The 14,315-nt window shown below is 71.5% G+C and carries 12 protein-coding genes; 8 read left to right on the plus strand and 4 right to left on the minus strand.

The annotated features are described in order from the left end of the window. Positions 1-369: 369 nt before the first annotated feature. Complete coding sequence (locus ACN20J_RS16380; RefSeq protein ID WP_419666188.1) at positions 370-1,101, minus strand: hypothetical protein; 732 nt, start codon at positions 1,099-1,101, stop codon at positions 370-372. A 190-nt stretch (positions 1,102-1,291) separates the two neighbouring features. Here ACN20J_RS16380 and ACN20J_RS16385 point away from each other — a divergent pair, with 190 nt between their 5' ends. Next, complete coding sequence (locus ACN20J_RS16385; RefSeq protein ID WP_419666189.1) at positions 1,292-1,921, plus strand: dihydrofolate reductase family protein; 630 nt, start codon at positions 1,292-1,294, stop codon at positions 1,919-1,921. Between the two features lie 54 nt (positions 1,922-1,975). Next, a complete protein-coding gene (locus ACN20J_RS16390; RefSeq protein WP_419666190.1) occupies positions 1,976-2,497 on the plus strand; it encodes a GNAT family N-acetyltransferase in 522 nt (173 codons plus the stop codon). Between the two features lie 10 nt (positions 2,498-2,507). Here ACN20J_RS16390 and ACN20J_RS16395 read toward each other — a convergent pair whose 3' ends face one another. After that, positions 2,508-4,625 (minus strand): DHA2 family efflux MFS transporter permease subunit, encoded by a 2,118-nt coding sequence (locus tag ACN20J_RS16395; protein ID WP_419666191.1) that lies wholly within the window; start codon positions 4,623-4,625, stop codon positions 2,508-2,510. A gap of 167 nt (positions 4,626-4,792) precedes the next feature. Between ACN20J_RS16395 and ACN20J_RS16400 the strand changes: the two genes are divergently transcribed. Further along, positions 4,793-5,854, plus strand: a complete 1,062-nt coding sequence (locus tag ACN20J_RS16400; RefSeq protein ID WP_419666192.1) for a peptidoglycan-binding domain-containing protein — start codon at positions 4,793-4,795, stop codon at positions 5,852-5,854. A gap of 264 nt (positions 5,855-6,118) precedes the next feature. Here the strand turns inward: ACN20J_RS16400 and ACN20J_RS16405 are convergent, their stop codons facing one another. Further along, positions 6,119-6,787, minus strand: coding sequence for an HAD family hydrolase (locus tag ACN20J_RS16405; protein WP_189838103.1), 669 nt, complete (start codon positions 6,785-6,787; stop codon positions 6,119-6,121). Positions 6,788-7,121: 334 nt separating this feature from the next. Here ACN20J_RS16405 and ACN20J_RS16410 point away from each other — a divergent pair, with 334 nt between their 5' ends. The 4 genes from ACN20J_RS16410 (at position 7,122) to ACN20J_RS16425 (ending at position 12,498) form a co-directional block, all read left to right on the plus strand. After that, positions 7,122-7,766, plus strand: coding sequence for an HNH endonuclease family protein (locus ACN20J_RS16410; RefSeq protein ID WP_189838102.1), 645 nt, complete (start codon positions 7,122-7,124; stop codon positions 7,764-7,766). Between the two features lie 188 nt (positions 7,767-7,954). Further along, positions 7,955-9,598, plus strand: a complete 1,644-nt coding sequence (locus tag ACN20J_RS16415; protein ID WP_419666193.1) for an alkaline phosphatase D family protein — start codon at positions 7,955-7,957, stop codon at positions 9,596-9,598. 435 nt (positions 9,599-10,033) lie between these two features. Then, a complete protein-coding gene (locus ACN20J_RS16420) occupies positions 10,034-11,959 on the plus strand; it encodes an FAD/NAD(P)-binding protein (RefSeq protein WP_419666194.1) in 1,926 nt (641 codons plus the stop codon). A gap of 89 nt (positions 11,960-12,048) precedes the next feature. Further along, positions 12,049-12,498: a DoxX family protein gene (locus tag ACN20J_RS16425; protein ID WP_189838100.1), complete on the plus strand. Its 450-nt coding sequence runs from the start codon at positions 12,049-12,051 to the stop codon at positions 12,496-12,498. A 149-nt stretch (positions 12,499-12,647) separates the two neighbouring features. On the opposite strand, the gene ACN20J_RS16430 is transcribed toward ACN20J_RS16425, so the two are convergent. Further along, positions 12,648-13,220, minus strand: a complete 573-nt coding sequence (locus ACN20J_RS16430; protein WP_419666195.1) for a superoxide dismutase family protein — start codon at positions 13,218-13,220, stop codon at positions 12,648-12,650. Between the two features lie 343 nt (positions 13,221-13,563). Here ACN20J_RS16430 and ACN20J_RS16435 point away from each other — a divergent pair, with 343 nt between their 5' ends. Next, the gene (locus tag ACN20J_RS16435; RefSeq protein ID WP_419666196.1) at positions 13,564-14,292 is read left to right on the plus strand and encodes a DedA family protein; all 729 of its coding nucleotides are present in this window, start codon (positions 13,564-13,566) and stop codon (positions 14,290-14,292) included. Positions 14,293-14,315 lie beyond the last annotated feature (23 nt).

Below are 14,315 nucleotides of genomic sequence, written 5' to 3' on the forward strand. Positions count from 1 at the left end.
CAAGAGTCCCGGTCCGGTCGGCAGTCTCTGCGCGGCCGGGAGCCCCGGTCAGATCAGGGACCCCAGCCCGGTCGGATGCCCCAGTCCGGTCCGGTGTCTCGGCACGCCCGGCGCCCTCGGCCCGCCCGGCAGTCTCGCCACGCCCGGGGCTCTCGGTCCGGCCCGCAGCAGCCGCGATCCGGCCGAGTATCCCGGTCCGCCCGGCGGGCTCGGTCTGATCGGGTGCCCCGGTCCCGTCCGGTGTCTCGGTCCGGTCGGGAGACGTCGGCCGGTCGGCGGACGTGGGTCGTTCGGCGGGTGTCGGCCTGTCGTTGCGCCGTTCCGGTGGGGGCGGGGGTGCGGCCGTTGTGTTGTCGTCCGGCATGACTCTCAACTCCCCTTCACATGGCGCCTGTTGAGGGCCCACGGCGCGTGTGTGCGACCGCGGGAGCTGTCGGTGTTGGTGTCCGTATCAGTGTCGGTTCGGGTGGTCGCGGGCACTTCCTCGGTCTTCTCCCGGGGCTCGGCCTTCCCCCGGGACAGCGCCTTCTCGTCCCCGCGGGCCGGGGCCGTCAGGTCCTGGAAGAGCGCGCGGGCCTCTACCAGGGCCTCGCGCAGTTCCTCCGTACCGGCCGCGGGGCCCGCGCCGGAGCCCGCCGTGGGTGCGTGCGCGGCCCGGTGGACGCGGCGGTAGCCGTGGACGTGGTGGGCGTGGTGCACGGAGAGCGCGTCGAGCTGCTCGTCGAAACCGGCACCGTCCGGGAACCCGCGGGCACCGGCCACCTCGGCGATCAGCCGGTCCGCCTCGACGACCGCGTCGCGCGGCGAGTCGACGAACTGCTCCTGGACCGCGGTCCAGCGGACCAGGTACCGCTCCCGCGCAGAGGACTCCAGCGGCTGCTCGCGCAGCGACCCGTGCCGCTTCACCCGCTCTTCGAGTTCGCGCTCGGCGGCCTTGGCGTCGCCGTCGTGCCGGGCGACGGCCCGGTCGTACTCGGGCCCGAAGCGCCGCTTCAGACCTCGCCCGCCGCCGGCCCCGCGGGCCGCCACGGACCGGGCGACCACGGCGGCCACGAGAGCCACCGCGACCACGATCAGAAGGATGATCACGCCTGTGGACATGGAATGCCTTCCGGGTTCTGGGCCCAGTGGGCCGCTTCCCCAGCCGGGTTGCCCGCACAACGCTCCCCAAACAGCGCTCGCGACATCAGTGCGGCAGCGTGTCGACAACGGCGTCCCTCGTTCGACGCATGGGTGAGAGCACGAGTGAGGGGCGGCAACAGGGGCGCCTCCTGATACCGAGGAGAACATCATGAGCAAGGTCGTCGCACGGATCGGCATGTCGCTCGACGGATTCATCACCGGCCCCGACGCGGGCGCCGAGCACCCGCTCGGCATCGGCGGCGAACGCATCCACCGCTGGGTGTACGGACTGCGTACGTTCCGCGAGATGCTCGGGCAGAAGGGCGGGACGGAGGGCCGGGACAACGACGTGGTGGCCGAGTGGGTCGCCCGGTCGGGCGCGGTGGTCATGGGCCACGGCATGTTCATCAGCGGCGAGGTGCCCTGGGGCGACGAGCCGCCGTTCCACATGCCGGTGTACGTCGTCACCCACCACCCCCGCGAGACCGTGGTGAAGGAGGGCGGCACGAGCTTCCACTTCGTCACCGAGGGCCCCGAGCACGCGCTCGCCCTGGCCCGTGAGGCGGCGGGCGACAAGGGGGTCTCCCTGGCGGGCGGCGCGAACCTGATCCAGCAGTTCATCCGCGCCGGCCTCCTCGACGAACTCCTCCTCCACGTCGTCCCGGTCCTCGCCTGCGCCGGCACCCGGCTCTTCGACGACCTGGGCACGGACCAGATCGAGTGGGAGAAGGTCTCGGTCGTCGACTCCCCCGAGGTCACCCACATCCACCTGCGGGCCCTGAAGCGGGCCACCGGCTGAGCCGGCGGTAATTCGCTTGCGGACGGCGTACGGGTCCTCGTGACAATGCCTGCCATGAAGACACGTACGCCCGGTGTCCCGGGGCCCTGGACCGTCGCCCCCGAGCCCTTCGACTCACCGGCCGCGGTCGCCCTCTGGCGGGCGTACTACACGGAGGTCAGCGACCGCTGGTACCGGCTGCACCGCGGGCACGACACCGACCCCGCCGAGCTGGAACGCGAGATCGCCGCCGAGAGCGGGGCCGAATTCGCCCCGCCGGGTGGGGTGTTGGTCATCGCGCGGCACGACGGCGAGGCCGCGGGCATGGCGGGCGTACGGCTCCGGGACGCGACGACGGGCGAGCTCAAGCGTGTCTTCGTACGCGGGGAGCTGCGGGGCAGGGGCGGCGGTGCCGTTCTTCTCGGGGCGGCCGAGGAGGCGGCCCGGGCGCTCGGGGCCGGGCGGCTGATCCTCGACACCCGGGGCGACCTGGTGGAGGCGCGGGCGCTGTACGCCCGGCACGGCTACGCGGAGACCGAGGCGTACAACGACGACGTGTACGCCGAGCACTGGTTCGCCAAGCAACTCACCGCCTGAGGGGCTCGGTTCACTTCGTGAGCCACACCCGGCCGGCCGGCTTCGGGACGGTTCCGTTGTGGGGGCGTTCCTGGTTGGAGCCGCACATCTCGGCGTTGAGCTCCTCCACGAGCCGGACCAGGTCGGTGGGGCGGTCGGGGCCCCACCAGTCGCCCAGGAGCTCGGCGAGGGACTCCTCACGGGCCTTGGCCAGCTTCTCGGCGGCCTCGCTCCCCTCGGCGGTCAGTACGAGGTCGAGGCCCTCCCGTACGGCCAGCTGCCGCTCCTCGACCTGACGGGCGGCCGCGATGACGACGTGCAGGGGCACCGCGCTGCGCTCGGCGAGGACGGCGGGCTCGGCCCAGCCGTAGCGCCTGATCCGCAGCAGGAGCCAGCTCGTGGCGGGCAGCAGGTCGTACCCGGCGCGGGCGGTGATCTTCTTGTAGATCTCGCGCCGCCCCTCGCGGGTGCCGAGCACGGACAGCGCGCGGCACACCTCGTCGTACGAGGAGCGCTCCACGGGGTTGCTGGCCAGCGTCTGGGTCGCGTCGGGTGCCGTCACCGAGGCCCGCAGCCTGTCCTCGCGCAGGAACCAGGCGAGCGCGAAGCCGGCGAGGGCGACCGGGGCCGCGTACAGGAAGACGTCCGTGATGGATGTGGAGTACGCCTCGATGACGGGCGGCCGGAGTGTGGCCGGGAGGTCGGCGATGATCTTCGGGTCGGCCTTGAGCGCGTCCACGCTGAGGCTCGGCGGGAGGTTCTGCCCCCGGAGCGCGGAGGTCAGTTCGCTGCCCAGCCGGCTCGCGAAGACCGTGCCGAAGATCGCGACGCCGAACGAGGCGCCGATGGACCGGAAGAAGGTCGCGCCGGAGGTGGCGACGCCGAGATCCCCGTACGAGACGGAGTTCTGCACGATCAGCACGAGGACCTGCATGACCAGGCCGAGCCCCAGGCCGAACACGAGGAGGCAGGAGCTCATTTCGGCCGCGGAGCTGTTCTCGTCGAGCTGGTGCAGGAGCAGCAGACCGAGCGCGGTGACGCCCGTACCGGCGATGGGGAACACCTTCCAGCGGCCCGTACGGCTGACGATCTGCCCGGAGACGGTCGAGGAGACGAGCAGTCCGGCCACCATCGGCAGCATGTGCACACCCGACATGGTGGGCGAGATGCCGTGGACGACCTGGAGGAACGTCGGCAGGTACGTCATCGCGCCGAACATCGCGAAGCCGACGATGAAGCTGATCACGGCGGCGAGGGTGAAGGTGCGGATCCGGAAGAGTTTCAGAGGCAGCACGGGTTCGGCGGCCCGCCTCTCCACGGCCACGAACGCCACGGCGAGTACGGCACCCAGCACGGCGAGGCCGATGATCTGCGGCGAGCCCCAGCCCCAGGTGCTGCCGCCGAGCGAGGCGACGAGGACCAGGCAGGTGGCGACGGACGCGATCAGGAACGTACCGAGGTAGTCGATCGTGTGCTTCTGGGCGCGGACCGGGATCCGCAGGACGGTCGCGATGACGGCGAGCGCGACGATCCCGATGGGGAGGTTGATGTAGAAGACCCAGCGCCAGCTCAGGTGCTGGGTGAACAGCCCGCCGAGCAGCGGGCCGAGCACGCTGCTCGCGCCGAAGACCGCGCCGAACAGGCCCTGGTACTTGCCCCGTTCGCGGGGCGAGACGATGTCGCCGACGATCGCCATCGACAGCACGATGAGCCCGCCGCCGCCGAGGCCCTGGAGGGCGCGGAAGGCGATCAGCTGGGGCATGTTCTGCGCCATCCCGCACAGCGCGGAGCCGATCAGGAAGATCACGATGGCGGTCTGGAACAGCTTCTTGCGTCCGTACTGGTCACCGAGCTTGCCCCAGAGCGGGGTGGCGGCCGTGGAGGCGAGCAGATACGCGGTGACGACCCACGACAGGTGGTCGAGGCCGCCCAGGTCGCTGACGATGGTCGGCAGCGCGGTCGACACGATCGTCTGGTCGAGGGCCGCGAGGAGCAGTCCGAGCAGCAGGGCCCCGATCGAGACGAGGACGCCGCCCTTCGGGTGCTCCTGACCGGCGGTGGCACCGCGCGAATGGTCCCGGATGGGACGGGCCGCCTTCGGTGTGTTCGTGCCGTTCGTGTCGTTCGCACCGTGCGCATCCTCGGCCATGAAGACCTCCCGGCCACGAGAGTCCCGTTTCCTCTTCCATCCTGGTCGGTGTGACCGGTTATGGCCTGTTGAATGCGCTACGGAGTCCGGGATTCCGGGGGTAACCGGGAGATTGTGTGGAGGGGGTCTGCATAATCGCTGGAGTTCGTACGGGGAGGAACCCACACGTGAACGACCGGAACGGTCACATATGCCCGGAATGCGGGGCGCCCTGGGGGTCTGAGGGCTCCCCCACGTGCGACTGCGCCCGCCGCGCGGCCGACGCCCTCCTGGAGACCCGCTCCGCGGAGACCGCGGCGGCAGAGGCCTTCGACCCGCTGCGCATCCGCCCGTACGTGGACCTGGACCCGGCGACACCGGAGGCGACGCCGACCGACGCCGTTCCCGCGACCGACGGCACCGACGAGGGGCACGCGCAGGGGTACGAGCACGAGTACGGGTACGCACACGGCGCGCCGCCCGAGCCGCCGCCCACGAGCGCGGCGCATGGGTCGTACGAACCGGACCCTGCCGACACGGGCGCCACGGCCCAGCTGCCCCGCGCGACGGCGCTCCCCGGCCCCTCGGCCCCCGACACGAGCCTCTTCGAGGAGGCCCACCAGCTGGACCCCGCCGCGGAACCGACGTCGGAGAACACCGGCCGGCGCCGCCGCTTCGCACTCGTCGGCGCCGGTGCCACGGCGGCGGTGGTCGCGGCGGCCGGGTTCGCGAGCGGGCTGTTCTCGTACGACACGCCGTCGCGGGAGAGCGCGGCCCCGGACGACATACGGGCGAGCGTGCCGGACACGACCCTGGACGAGCCGTCACCGTCGGCCTCCGAGTCGCCCAGCCAGTCGCCGTCGGCCTCACCGACCGAGTCGAGCAGCGCGAGCGTGACACCGTCACCGACGAGGTCGACGGCGTCACCGACCCCGCCCCGCCCGACCGCGACGACCCGAGCCCCGTCGACGGGCGCCCCCACCCCCACGACCACCCAGCCCTCCACCCCACCGGAGAAGGCCGAGCCCGTGACACTCCGCCGCGGCGACGAGGGCCCCGAGGTAACCGAACTCCAGCAACGCCTCCAGCAGGTCGCCCTCTTCACCGGCACCCCCGACGGCGACTACGACAACAAAACCGAAAACGCCGTCCGCAGCTACCAACTAACCCGAAACATAGAAAACGAAGACACAGGCACCTACGACAACCCAACCCGCACACGCCTGGAATCAGAAACGACGGAACCGTAGGCCGGGGCGGCCCCTGGACCTCAGAGGGGCTGGGCAATCAGCCGAACCCAGGGCTTTCAGGGGCGCGGGGAACTGCGCACCCAACCCCGACCCACCCGCACCTACCAACCCACAGCCCACAAACCGACCCCCGGGCTTTCAACAGCGACCGCCCCCGCCCCTTCAATCAGCCGAACCCAGGGCTTTTAGGGGCGCGGGGAACTGCGCACCCAGCCCCCACCCACCCGCACCCAACAACCCACAGCCCACAAACCAACCCCCGGATCACCCAACCCGCAGCCGCACCACCCCACCCCCCACCGCCTCAACAGCCACCTGCCGAAGATCCCGCACCACAACATCCGCCCGATGAAACCCGGCCCGGGGCCCAACCCCGACCACCCGCATCCCCGCGGAGCGCCCCGCCGAGATCCCCGCCCCCGAGTCCTCGAACACCACACACTCCTCAGGCGCGACCCCCAACTCCGCCGCCCCCTTCAAGAACCCCTCAGGATCCGGCTTGCTCGCCCCCACGGACTCGGCCGTGACCCGAACCTCCGGCAACGAAAGCCCCGCCGCCCCCATCCGCGCGGTGGACAGCGCGACATCCGCGGACGTGACGAGCGCATGGGCCACCACCCCCCGCAACGAGGCAAGAAACTCCGCGGCCCCCGGAATCGCGACGACCCCGTCCATGTCCGCCGTCTCCTCGGCGAGCATCCGCGCGTTGTCGGCGTAGTTCTGCTCCATCGGCCGGCTGGGCAGCAGCACGGCCATCGACGCGTACCCCTGCCGCCCGTGGACGACCTTCATGACCTCGTCCCCGTCGAGCCCGTGCCGGTCGGCCCAGCGGCGCCACACGCGCTCGACGACGGCGTCCGAGTTGACGAGGGTGCCGTCCATGTCCAGCAGCAGGGCACGAGCGGTCAGCACGGTTGACGCCGTCATCGGCATGCTCCAAAGCGTGGAAGAGGGTCCCGGGCGGGGCCATTCCGTGACCCCCGGGGGGACAAGGCGGCCCCGCCCGCCGGTCAGGGAGTGCGGACGGGAGCCACTTTGTTTCTCCACGGTACAAAACAAAGACCCGATCCCGCTACCACCCCAGGGACCCCATTCCACACGAACCCACGACAAGAGGGCCGGCCGAAACCCGAAAGTCCCGCCCCGCCCCTTGTTGTGTCATGCCCACGTCATTAACTTCTCACCTGACGCACATCTCCCGGAAACCGGCCACCGCGAGCATTCAGTCGCTCGCAGGTCAACTTCCCCCCACCCCAAGGGAGTTCGCATGCCGAAGATCTACGCGCGTCGACGGCTGAGTCTAGTGGCCGCCTTCGCCGGATTGATAGCCATGGTCGGGCTTTTCAACGGCCCGACCGCCTCCGCCGCGCTGCCCACCCCGGTCAGCGCCGCCACCGCCCGCACCTACCTCGCCTCACTCACCGTGGCGACCGAGGACCGCACCGGCTACGACCGCGATCTCTTCAACCACTGGATCACCATCAGCGGCACGTGCAACACGCGTGAGACGGTCCTGAAGCGCGACGGCACGAACGTCGTCACCAGCTCCGCCTGCGCGGCCACCAGCGGCAGCTGGTACTCCGTCTACGACGGCGCGACCTGGACCGCCGCCTCCGACCTCGACATCGACCACCTCGTCCCGCTGGCCGAGGCCTGGGACTCCGGCGCCGACAGCTGGTCCGCATCCACGCGCCAGGCCTTCGCCAACGACCTCACCCGCCCGCAGCTCATCGCGGTCACGGACAACGTGAACCAGTCGAAGAGCGACCAGGACCCGGCCGAGTGGATGCCGTCCCGCACCGCCTACGCCTGCACCTACGTACGCGCCTGGGTCCAGGTGAAGTACTACTACGACCTCTCCGTCGACTCGGCGGAGAAGAGCAAGCTCAGCTCGGTCCTCAGCGGCTGCTGATCACCAACCGATCCACAGCCGATCCACGGCCGACCGGCGGCAAAAGGCAGCAGATCACCAGCTGACGGACAACCGACGGACAGCTGATGTACGGCCGATCGGCGCCTGATCAACTGCACCATGCACGGAACCTCCCCGCTCACCTCCGTCGTTCCGTACCGTACGGGGCGACGGAGGAGAGTGATCGCGTGGCGGGACTGCGCCTGGGTCCACTGCTGAGGTACGTCGACGGCTCGTCCGCGACCATCTGGGTCGAGGCGAGCCGCCCGTGCACCGCCGAGGTGCGCTGCCCGGACGGCGCGGGCGGTGAGTCCCGCACCTTCCAGATCGCGGGCCACCACTACGCCCTGATCCCGGTCACCGGACTGACCCCGGGCACGACGTCCTCGTACGAGGTACTGCTCGACGGGGTACAGGTCTGGCCCCTCCCCGACTCCCGCTTCCCGCCCTCGGTCATCCACACCCCGGTGGACGACCACGAGACCGTACGGGTCGCCTTCGGCTCCTGCCGCTGGGCCACACCGGCCGCCGACGAGAAGGACCCCGGGGGCCCGGACGCCCTGGACACCCTCGCCGCCCGCATCGCCGCGAACCCGGACGGCGAACGCCCGGACGTCCTGCTGCTGCTGGGCGATCAGGTGTACGCGGACGAGGTCTCGGAGGCCACCCGCCGCTGGCTGGAGGCCCGCCGCGGGCTGAACGAACCGCCGGGCGCCGAGGTCGCTGACTACGAGGAGTACACGCACCTCTACTACGAATCGTGGCTCGACCCCGAGATCCGCTGGCTGCTCTCCACCGTGCCCAGCTGCATGATCTTCGACGACCACGACGTCATCGACGACTGGAACACCAGCGAGGCCTGGGTCGCCGACATGCGGGCCACGCCCTGGTGGAGCGAGCGGATCCTGAGCGGCCTGATGTCGTACTGGGTCCACCAGCACCTCGGCAACCTCCCGCCCGAGCGCCTCGCCGAGGACCCCCTGTACGAGGCGGTCCGCGCCACCCCCGACGGCACGGACGCCCTGCGCACCTTCGCCGCCCGGGCCGACAACGACCCGGCCTCGGTCCGCTGGAGCTACCGCCGCGACTTCGGCCGCACCCGGCTCCTGATGGTCGACTCCCGCGCGGCCCGCGTCCTCGACGAGAAGAACCGCTCGATGCTCGACCCGGCCCAGGAGGCATGGCTGCGCGAGCAGGTGCTGGAGGAGCCGGGTTCGTACGACCATCTCCTCATCGGGACCTCCCTGCCCTGGCTGCTCCCCAACCTCGTGCACGACGCGGAGGGCTGGAACGCCGCGCTGTGCCGGGGTGAACGGGGCGAGCGCTGGGCCCGGTTCGGGGAGAACCTGCGGCGGGCGGCGGACCTGGAGCACTGGGCGGCGTTCCCGTCGTCGTTCGACTCGCTCGCGGAGCTGATCGCCGAGGCCGGCTCGGGACCGCAGGCACCGGCGACGGTGTGCGTGCTCTCCGGGGACGTGCACCACGCGTACATCGCCGAGCCCGTCTGGCGGGAGGGCCTGCCCAGACCCGACGCCCGGGTGCTCCAGCTGACCTGCTCCCCCGTGCACAACTCCATCCCGCTCTCGATAAGACTCGGCTTCCGTTTCGGCTGGAGCGGGGTCGGCCGCGCGATCGGCAGGCGGTTCGCCCGGCACGGCAGACTTGAGCGTCCGCCGGTCGACTGGCGGAAAACCGGCGGCCCCTGGTTCGGCAACCAGCTCATGACACTGACCCTGCGCGGCCGTTCGGCCCGCCTGCGGCTCGACCAGGCGCGGCAGGAACGGGGCGGCGCGGCCCAGCTGCGGACGATCGTCGAATCCGAACTCAGCTGACACACGGACACGGAGAGTCACAACTCCCCCACGCGCAAGCGCTCTTCACGCGACCGTGGCGGGGAGGCTCACGGCGACCGTCCATCGGCCATCGGCCCCGTCCCGCAATTCCCCGATTGCATACGTTTCTTGCGCACGTTGCCCACGTTGCCCAAGTGCTGTCGCGTTGCCCGTGATGCACACGCTTGGTGCCCGTGGTGCTCGTGACGCATCCCACAACCGGCCCGGTTGATCCGTTCCAGGGCTCGGCTCCCGCGGCGCGCGACGGCATGATGATGCGGACCGTCCGCTTCCGGCGGACGGTGTGCTCTGCCCAGCGCCCCAGCGCCCACCTGTCCGGGAGTCACACTTTTGTCTGCAGCGACCGCGGAGCCGACGGACCCGGCACGGACCACGGAACCGGCGGAGACCGCGAACTCCGGGAGAGGTCGGGCCGTGTCCGTCGCGCTCGTCGGCGCTGGCCCCCGCGGCACCAGCGTCCTGGAACGCCTCTGTGCCTCCGCGCCCGAGCTCCTCGCGCCCGGCACGCGTCTGACGGTCCATGTCGTCGACCCGTCGCCGCCGGGCCCCGGCCGGGTCTGGCGCACCGCCCAGCCGGCCGAGCTGCTGATGAACACCGTCGCCTCGCAGGTCACCCTCTTCACCGACGACAGCGTGGACTGCTCGGGCCCGATACGCCCCGGCCCGAGCCTGCACACCTGGGCCGACGGCGAGCTGGGCCCGGACGACTATCCGACGCGCGCCCAGTACGGGCGGTACCTGGAGTGGGTCTTCGGCGAGGTGGTCCGCGGGGCACCGCCCGCGCTCCGGGTCCTGACGCACCGGGCGCGCGCGACCCGCCTCGACGAGACGGCCGACGGCCACCAGATCCTCGTACTCGACAACGGCCGCACCCTCCCGGACCTGTCCGCCGTGGTCCTGGCCCAGGGCCATCTGCCGGCCGTGGCCGACCGGGCACAGCAGCGCCTGACCGCGTACGCCGACCGCCACGGCCTGCGCCATGTCCCGCCCGCCAACCCGGCGGACCTCGACCTCTCCTGCGTCGCCCCAGGCGAGACCGTCCTGCTGCGCGGTCTGGGCCTCAACTTCTTCGACCACATGGCGCTGTTGACGACGGCCCGCGGCGGCCGTTTCCGGCGCACCCCGGCCGGCCTGCACTACCTCCCCTCGGGCCGGGAGCCGCACCTGCGGGCCGGTTCCCGCCGCGGTATCCCGTACCAGGCCCGAGGCGACAACGCGAAGGGCCCGTACGGGCGTCACGTGCCGCTCGTCCTCACCCCGGACGTCATCTCCCGCTTCCGCAAACGCGCGGACTCGGGCGACGCGCCGGACTTCCTCACGGAGATATGGCCGCTGGTGGCGAAGGAGGTCGAAACCGTCTATTACGAGGGCCTGTTGGGGCAGGAGGCCCTCGAGAAGGACGCCGCCTCTGTCCCCACTCTGATACGCGGCTTCCGTGAGCGCTTCCTAGCCGCCCCCCACCGTGACCCCCAAGAGGCCCTGATCCTGGGCGAGTTCGGGGTCGCGGAGGCCGACCGCTGGTCCTGGGACCGGATTTCACGGCCGTACGGCGGCCGGGTCTTCACCGGTACCGGCGACTTCCGGGAGTGGCTGCTGGACCACCTCCGCGAGGACGCCGCACAGGCCGCGCTCGGCAACGTCGACGGCCCCCTCAAGGCGGCTCTCGACGTACTGCGCGACCTGCGCAACGAGTTGCGGCAGATCGTCGACCACGGCGGGCTCGGGGGAGCCTCGCGCCGGGAGCACCTGGACCGCTGGTACACCCCGCTCAACGCGTTCCTGTCGATCGGTCCGCCCCGGCGCCGTATCGAGGAGATGACCGCGCTGATCGAGGCGGGCGTCCTGGAGGTGCTGGGCCCGCGCCTGGAGGTGCGGGCCGAGGGCGGGGCCTGGGTGGCGCACTCCCCGGACGTGCCCGGCTCGACCGTGACGGCGACGACGCTCGTCGAGGCACGGCTGCCGGAACCGGACCTCCGGCGGACGGCCGACGAACTCCTCGCCCGGCTCCTGAAGACGGGCCAGTGCCGCCCGCACACGGTGGACGGTTACGAAACCGGAGGGCTGGACGTAACACAGCGCCCCTACCGTCTGATCGACCGTCAGGGGCGCGCGCACGCAAGGCGGTTCGCGATCGGAGTGCCCACGGAGGGTGTGCACTGGGTGACCGCGGCCGGGGCCAGGCCCGGTGTGGACTCGGTCACGCTGTCGGACGCCGACGCGGTGGCGCGGGCCGTTCTGCGGACGGCCGCAGACCAAGCGGGACAAGGCCGCGAGGCGGAAACGGAACCCACAGCACACGCACAAGCATGGCCAAAAGTTGAACTTGCAAGCATTGATTAGGTCGACCTAACGTGGAGCACTCACTCGGTTCCGTCCCCCACTCCGGCCCCTTTCCGGGACCTGATTCAGACCGAAGGAGTTCCCCCACAATGACCGGACGCCTCAACAGCGCCCAGCCGTACGCCATCGGCCTGTTCCGCATAGTCATCGGCCTGCTCTTCGCCTGCCACGGCGCCGTCTCGCTCCTCGGCGTACTCGGCGGCCTGGACGGCAAGGGCTCCACCGTCGAGACCGGCGCCTGGCCCAACTGGTACGCGGCCGTCATCGAGCTCGTCGGCGGCGCTCTCGTCCTGCTCGGCCTCGGCACCCGCGTCGCGGCGTTCATCGCGTCGGGCGCGATGGCCTACGCGTACTTCAAGGTCCACCAGCCCGAGCACCTCTGGCCGATCAGGAACAACGGCGAGGGCGCGGCCATGTACTCCTGGTCGATGCTCCTGCTGGTCTTCACCGGCTCGGGAGCGTTCGGCCTGGACCGGCTGTTCAAGGGCCGCTCGTCCTCGTCCACCGCGAAGCGCTCCTCGGAGCCGATCGCGGCCTGACCGCACCCGACAAGAGACCGGCGCCCGCCTCTGCCCAATCGGGGGCGGACGCCGTCCTCAGGTGAGGGCCCACGCCCCTCAGGGACGCGGGGAACTGCGCGACCAGCCACAACGCACCCGCAGACAACACACCGGCCCCAGCGGAGCGCTCACGCCGCCCACCCGAAGGGCACGCTGAAGCACGCCAGCCGCGCCCCCGAACTCCCCGGCGCACTGTGCAGCACAACGGACGCGGCCTCACCGAACCGGAAGTTCCAGTTGTGCCGCGCACTCGCCGCACCCGCCCCACGCGAGTCGGCCGTGAAGTCGAGCCACACCTCGTTGTCGGGGTTCACGTCGGCGGGGTCCGTGGACGGCCGGTGCTGGTAGTGCCCACCCGCGGCGGCCGGATCGGCGCCGCACGGCTTCCGGTGCACATGCGCGCCGTACTCGTGACCGGCCTTCAGCCCGGTCACCCGCAGCTTCACCGTCGTGGCACCGCGCTCGGCACTGCGCTGGCCCACCTCGATCCACGAGCCGGCGGGCACGAGCCTCGTGTCGTACGTGACGGCCGCCGACGGGACGAAGGCGCCGGGCGGGGCGAACCGGGCGTCCGTCCGCATCGAGTAGCCGTGCTTGCCGCCGGTACCGCCACCCGGCTCGACCGTGCCGCCGCCGGCGGTCGCGCCGTGGGCACCGCCCGCGCCGGTCACGAGCGCGGCCGACGCCAACGCCAGCGCCATGGCGACGAGACCGACCGCTCCCGTTCTTCCCGGCCGACTCGTCCAACTCGTTCGACCTGTTCGACCTGTTCGTACTGCCGCTGTTCCTGACGCCATCGCCGGTTCCGCTCCTCACACCGTTGGTCGCCCCTTTCCGTTGGTACGGGACGCGGCGTCGGCCCGCCCGCCGGGAAGCGGCAGCCGGGTGAACATGATGTGGCGAACACACGTGCCCCCTGTGGATCTCCTGTCGTACCCGAGGCGTACGCTGTATGGCTGTCACAGGCCGCTCCTGCCGCTCCCCCGCGACATCGCGGCATCACGGCACGGTTCGGGCCTACGGGGGAGACACAGGGGAGTTCGGGTGCTTGAGAGTGTGGGGTCGCTGTCCGGCAGCCCTTGGATCTACAGCCAATGGATCTATGCCGTGGTGGCTGTGTCGGTCCTGTTCGACGTCTTTCTTCCAGTACTGCCGAGCGGCGTCCTCGTCATCACGGCGGCGACGGCAGCCGCGGCCGGTACCGGCGCGGCGGCCGTGCACGTGCCGGACATCCCGACCGCGCACGTGCCGGACCTCCTCGCGCTGACCCTCTGCGCCGCGACCGCCTCGGTCCTCGGCGACCTGGTGGCGTACCGGCTGGCCTGGCGCGGCGGGGAGCGCCTGGACCGCGCCATCGCCCGCTCCCGCCGCCTGAGGGGTGCGCAGGAACGTCTCGGCGCGGCGCTCGCACGCGGCGGGGGCGCCCTGGTCGTCCTGGCCCGCTTCGCGCCCGCCGGCCGCTCGGTCGTCTCGCTCGGCGCGGGCGCCGCGCACCGCCGCGTCCGCGAATTCCTGCCGTGGTCGATCCTCGCGGGGCTCGCCTGGGCCGCGTACAGCGTCGCCCTCGGCTACTTCGGCGGCCAGTGGCTGGGCGCGACCTGGCTCGCCACCGGCGTCTCGCTGGTGGCGCTGTTCGGGGCGGGGGCGGGGGCGGCGTTCCTGATGCGACGACCGTCACCGGCACCTTTGCCCGTACCCGTACCTGTGCCCGCAGCCGTGTCGGTACCGGTGCAGGTTCAGGTGCAGGTACCCGAGGCGGGCCGGGGCGCCTGAGGCGTACGTGACCTGGGCCTGGG

Origin of the sequence: Streptomyces sp. 2-1, assembly GCF_048564895.1 — a bacterium.
GTDB classification, from domain to species: Bacteria; Actinomycetota; Actinomycetes; order Streptomycetales; family Streptomycetaceae; genus Streptomyces; species Streptomyces phaeochromogenes.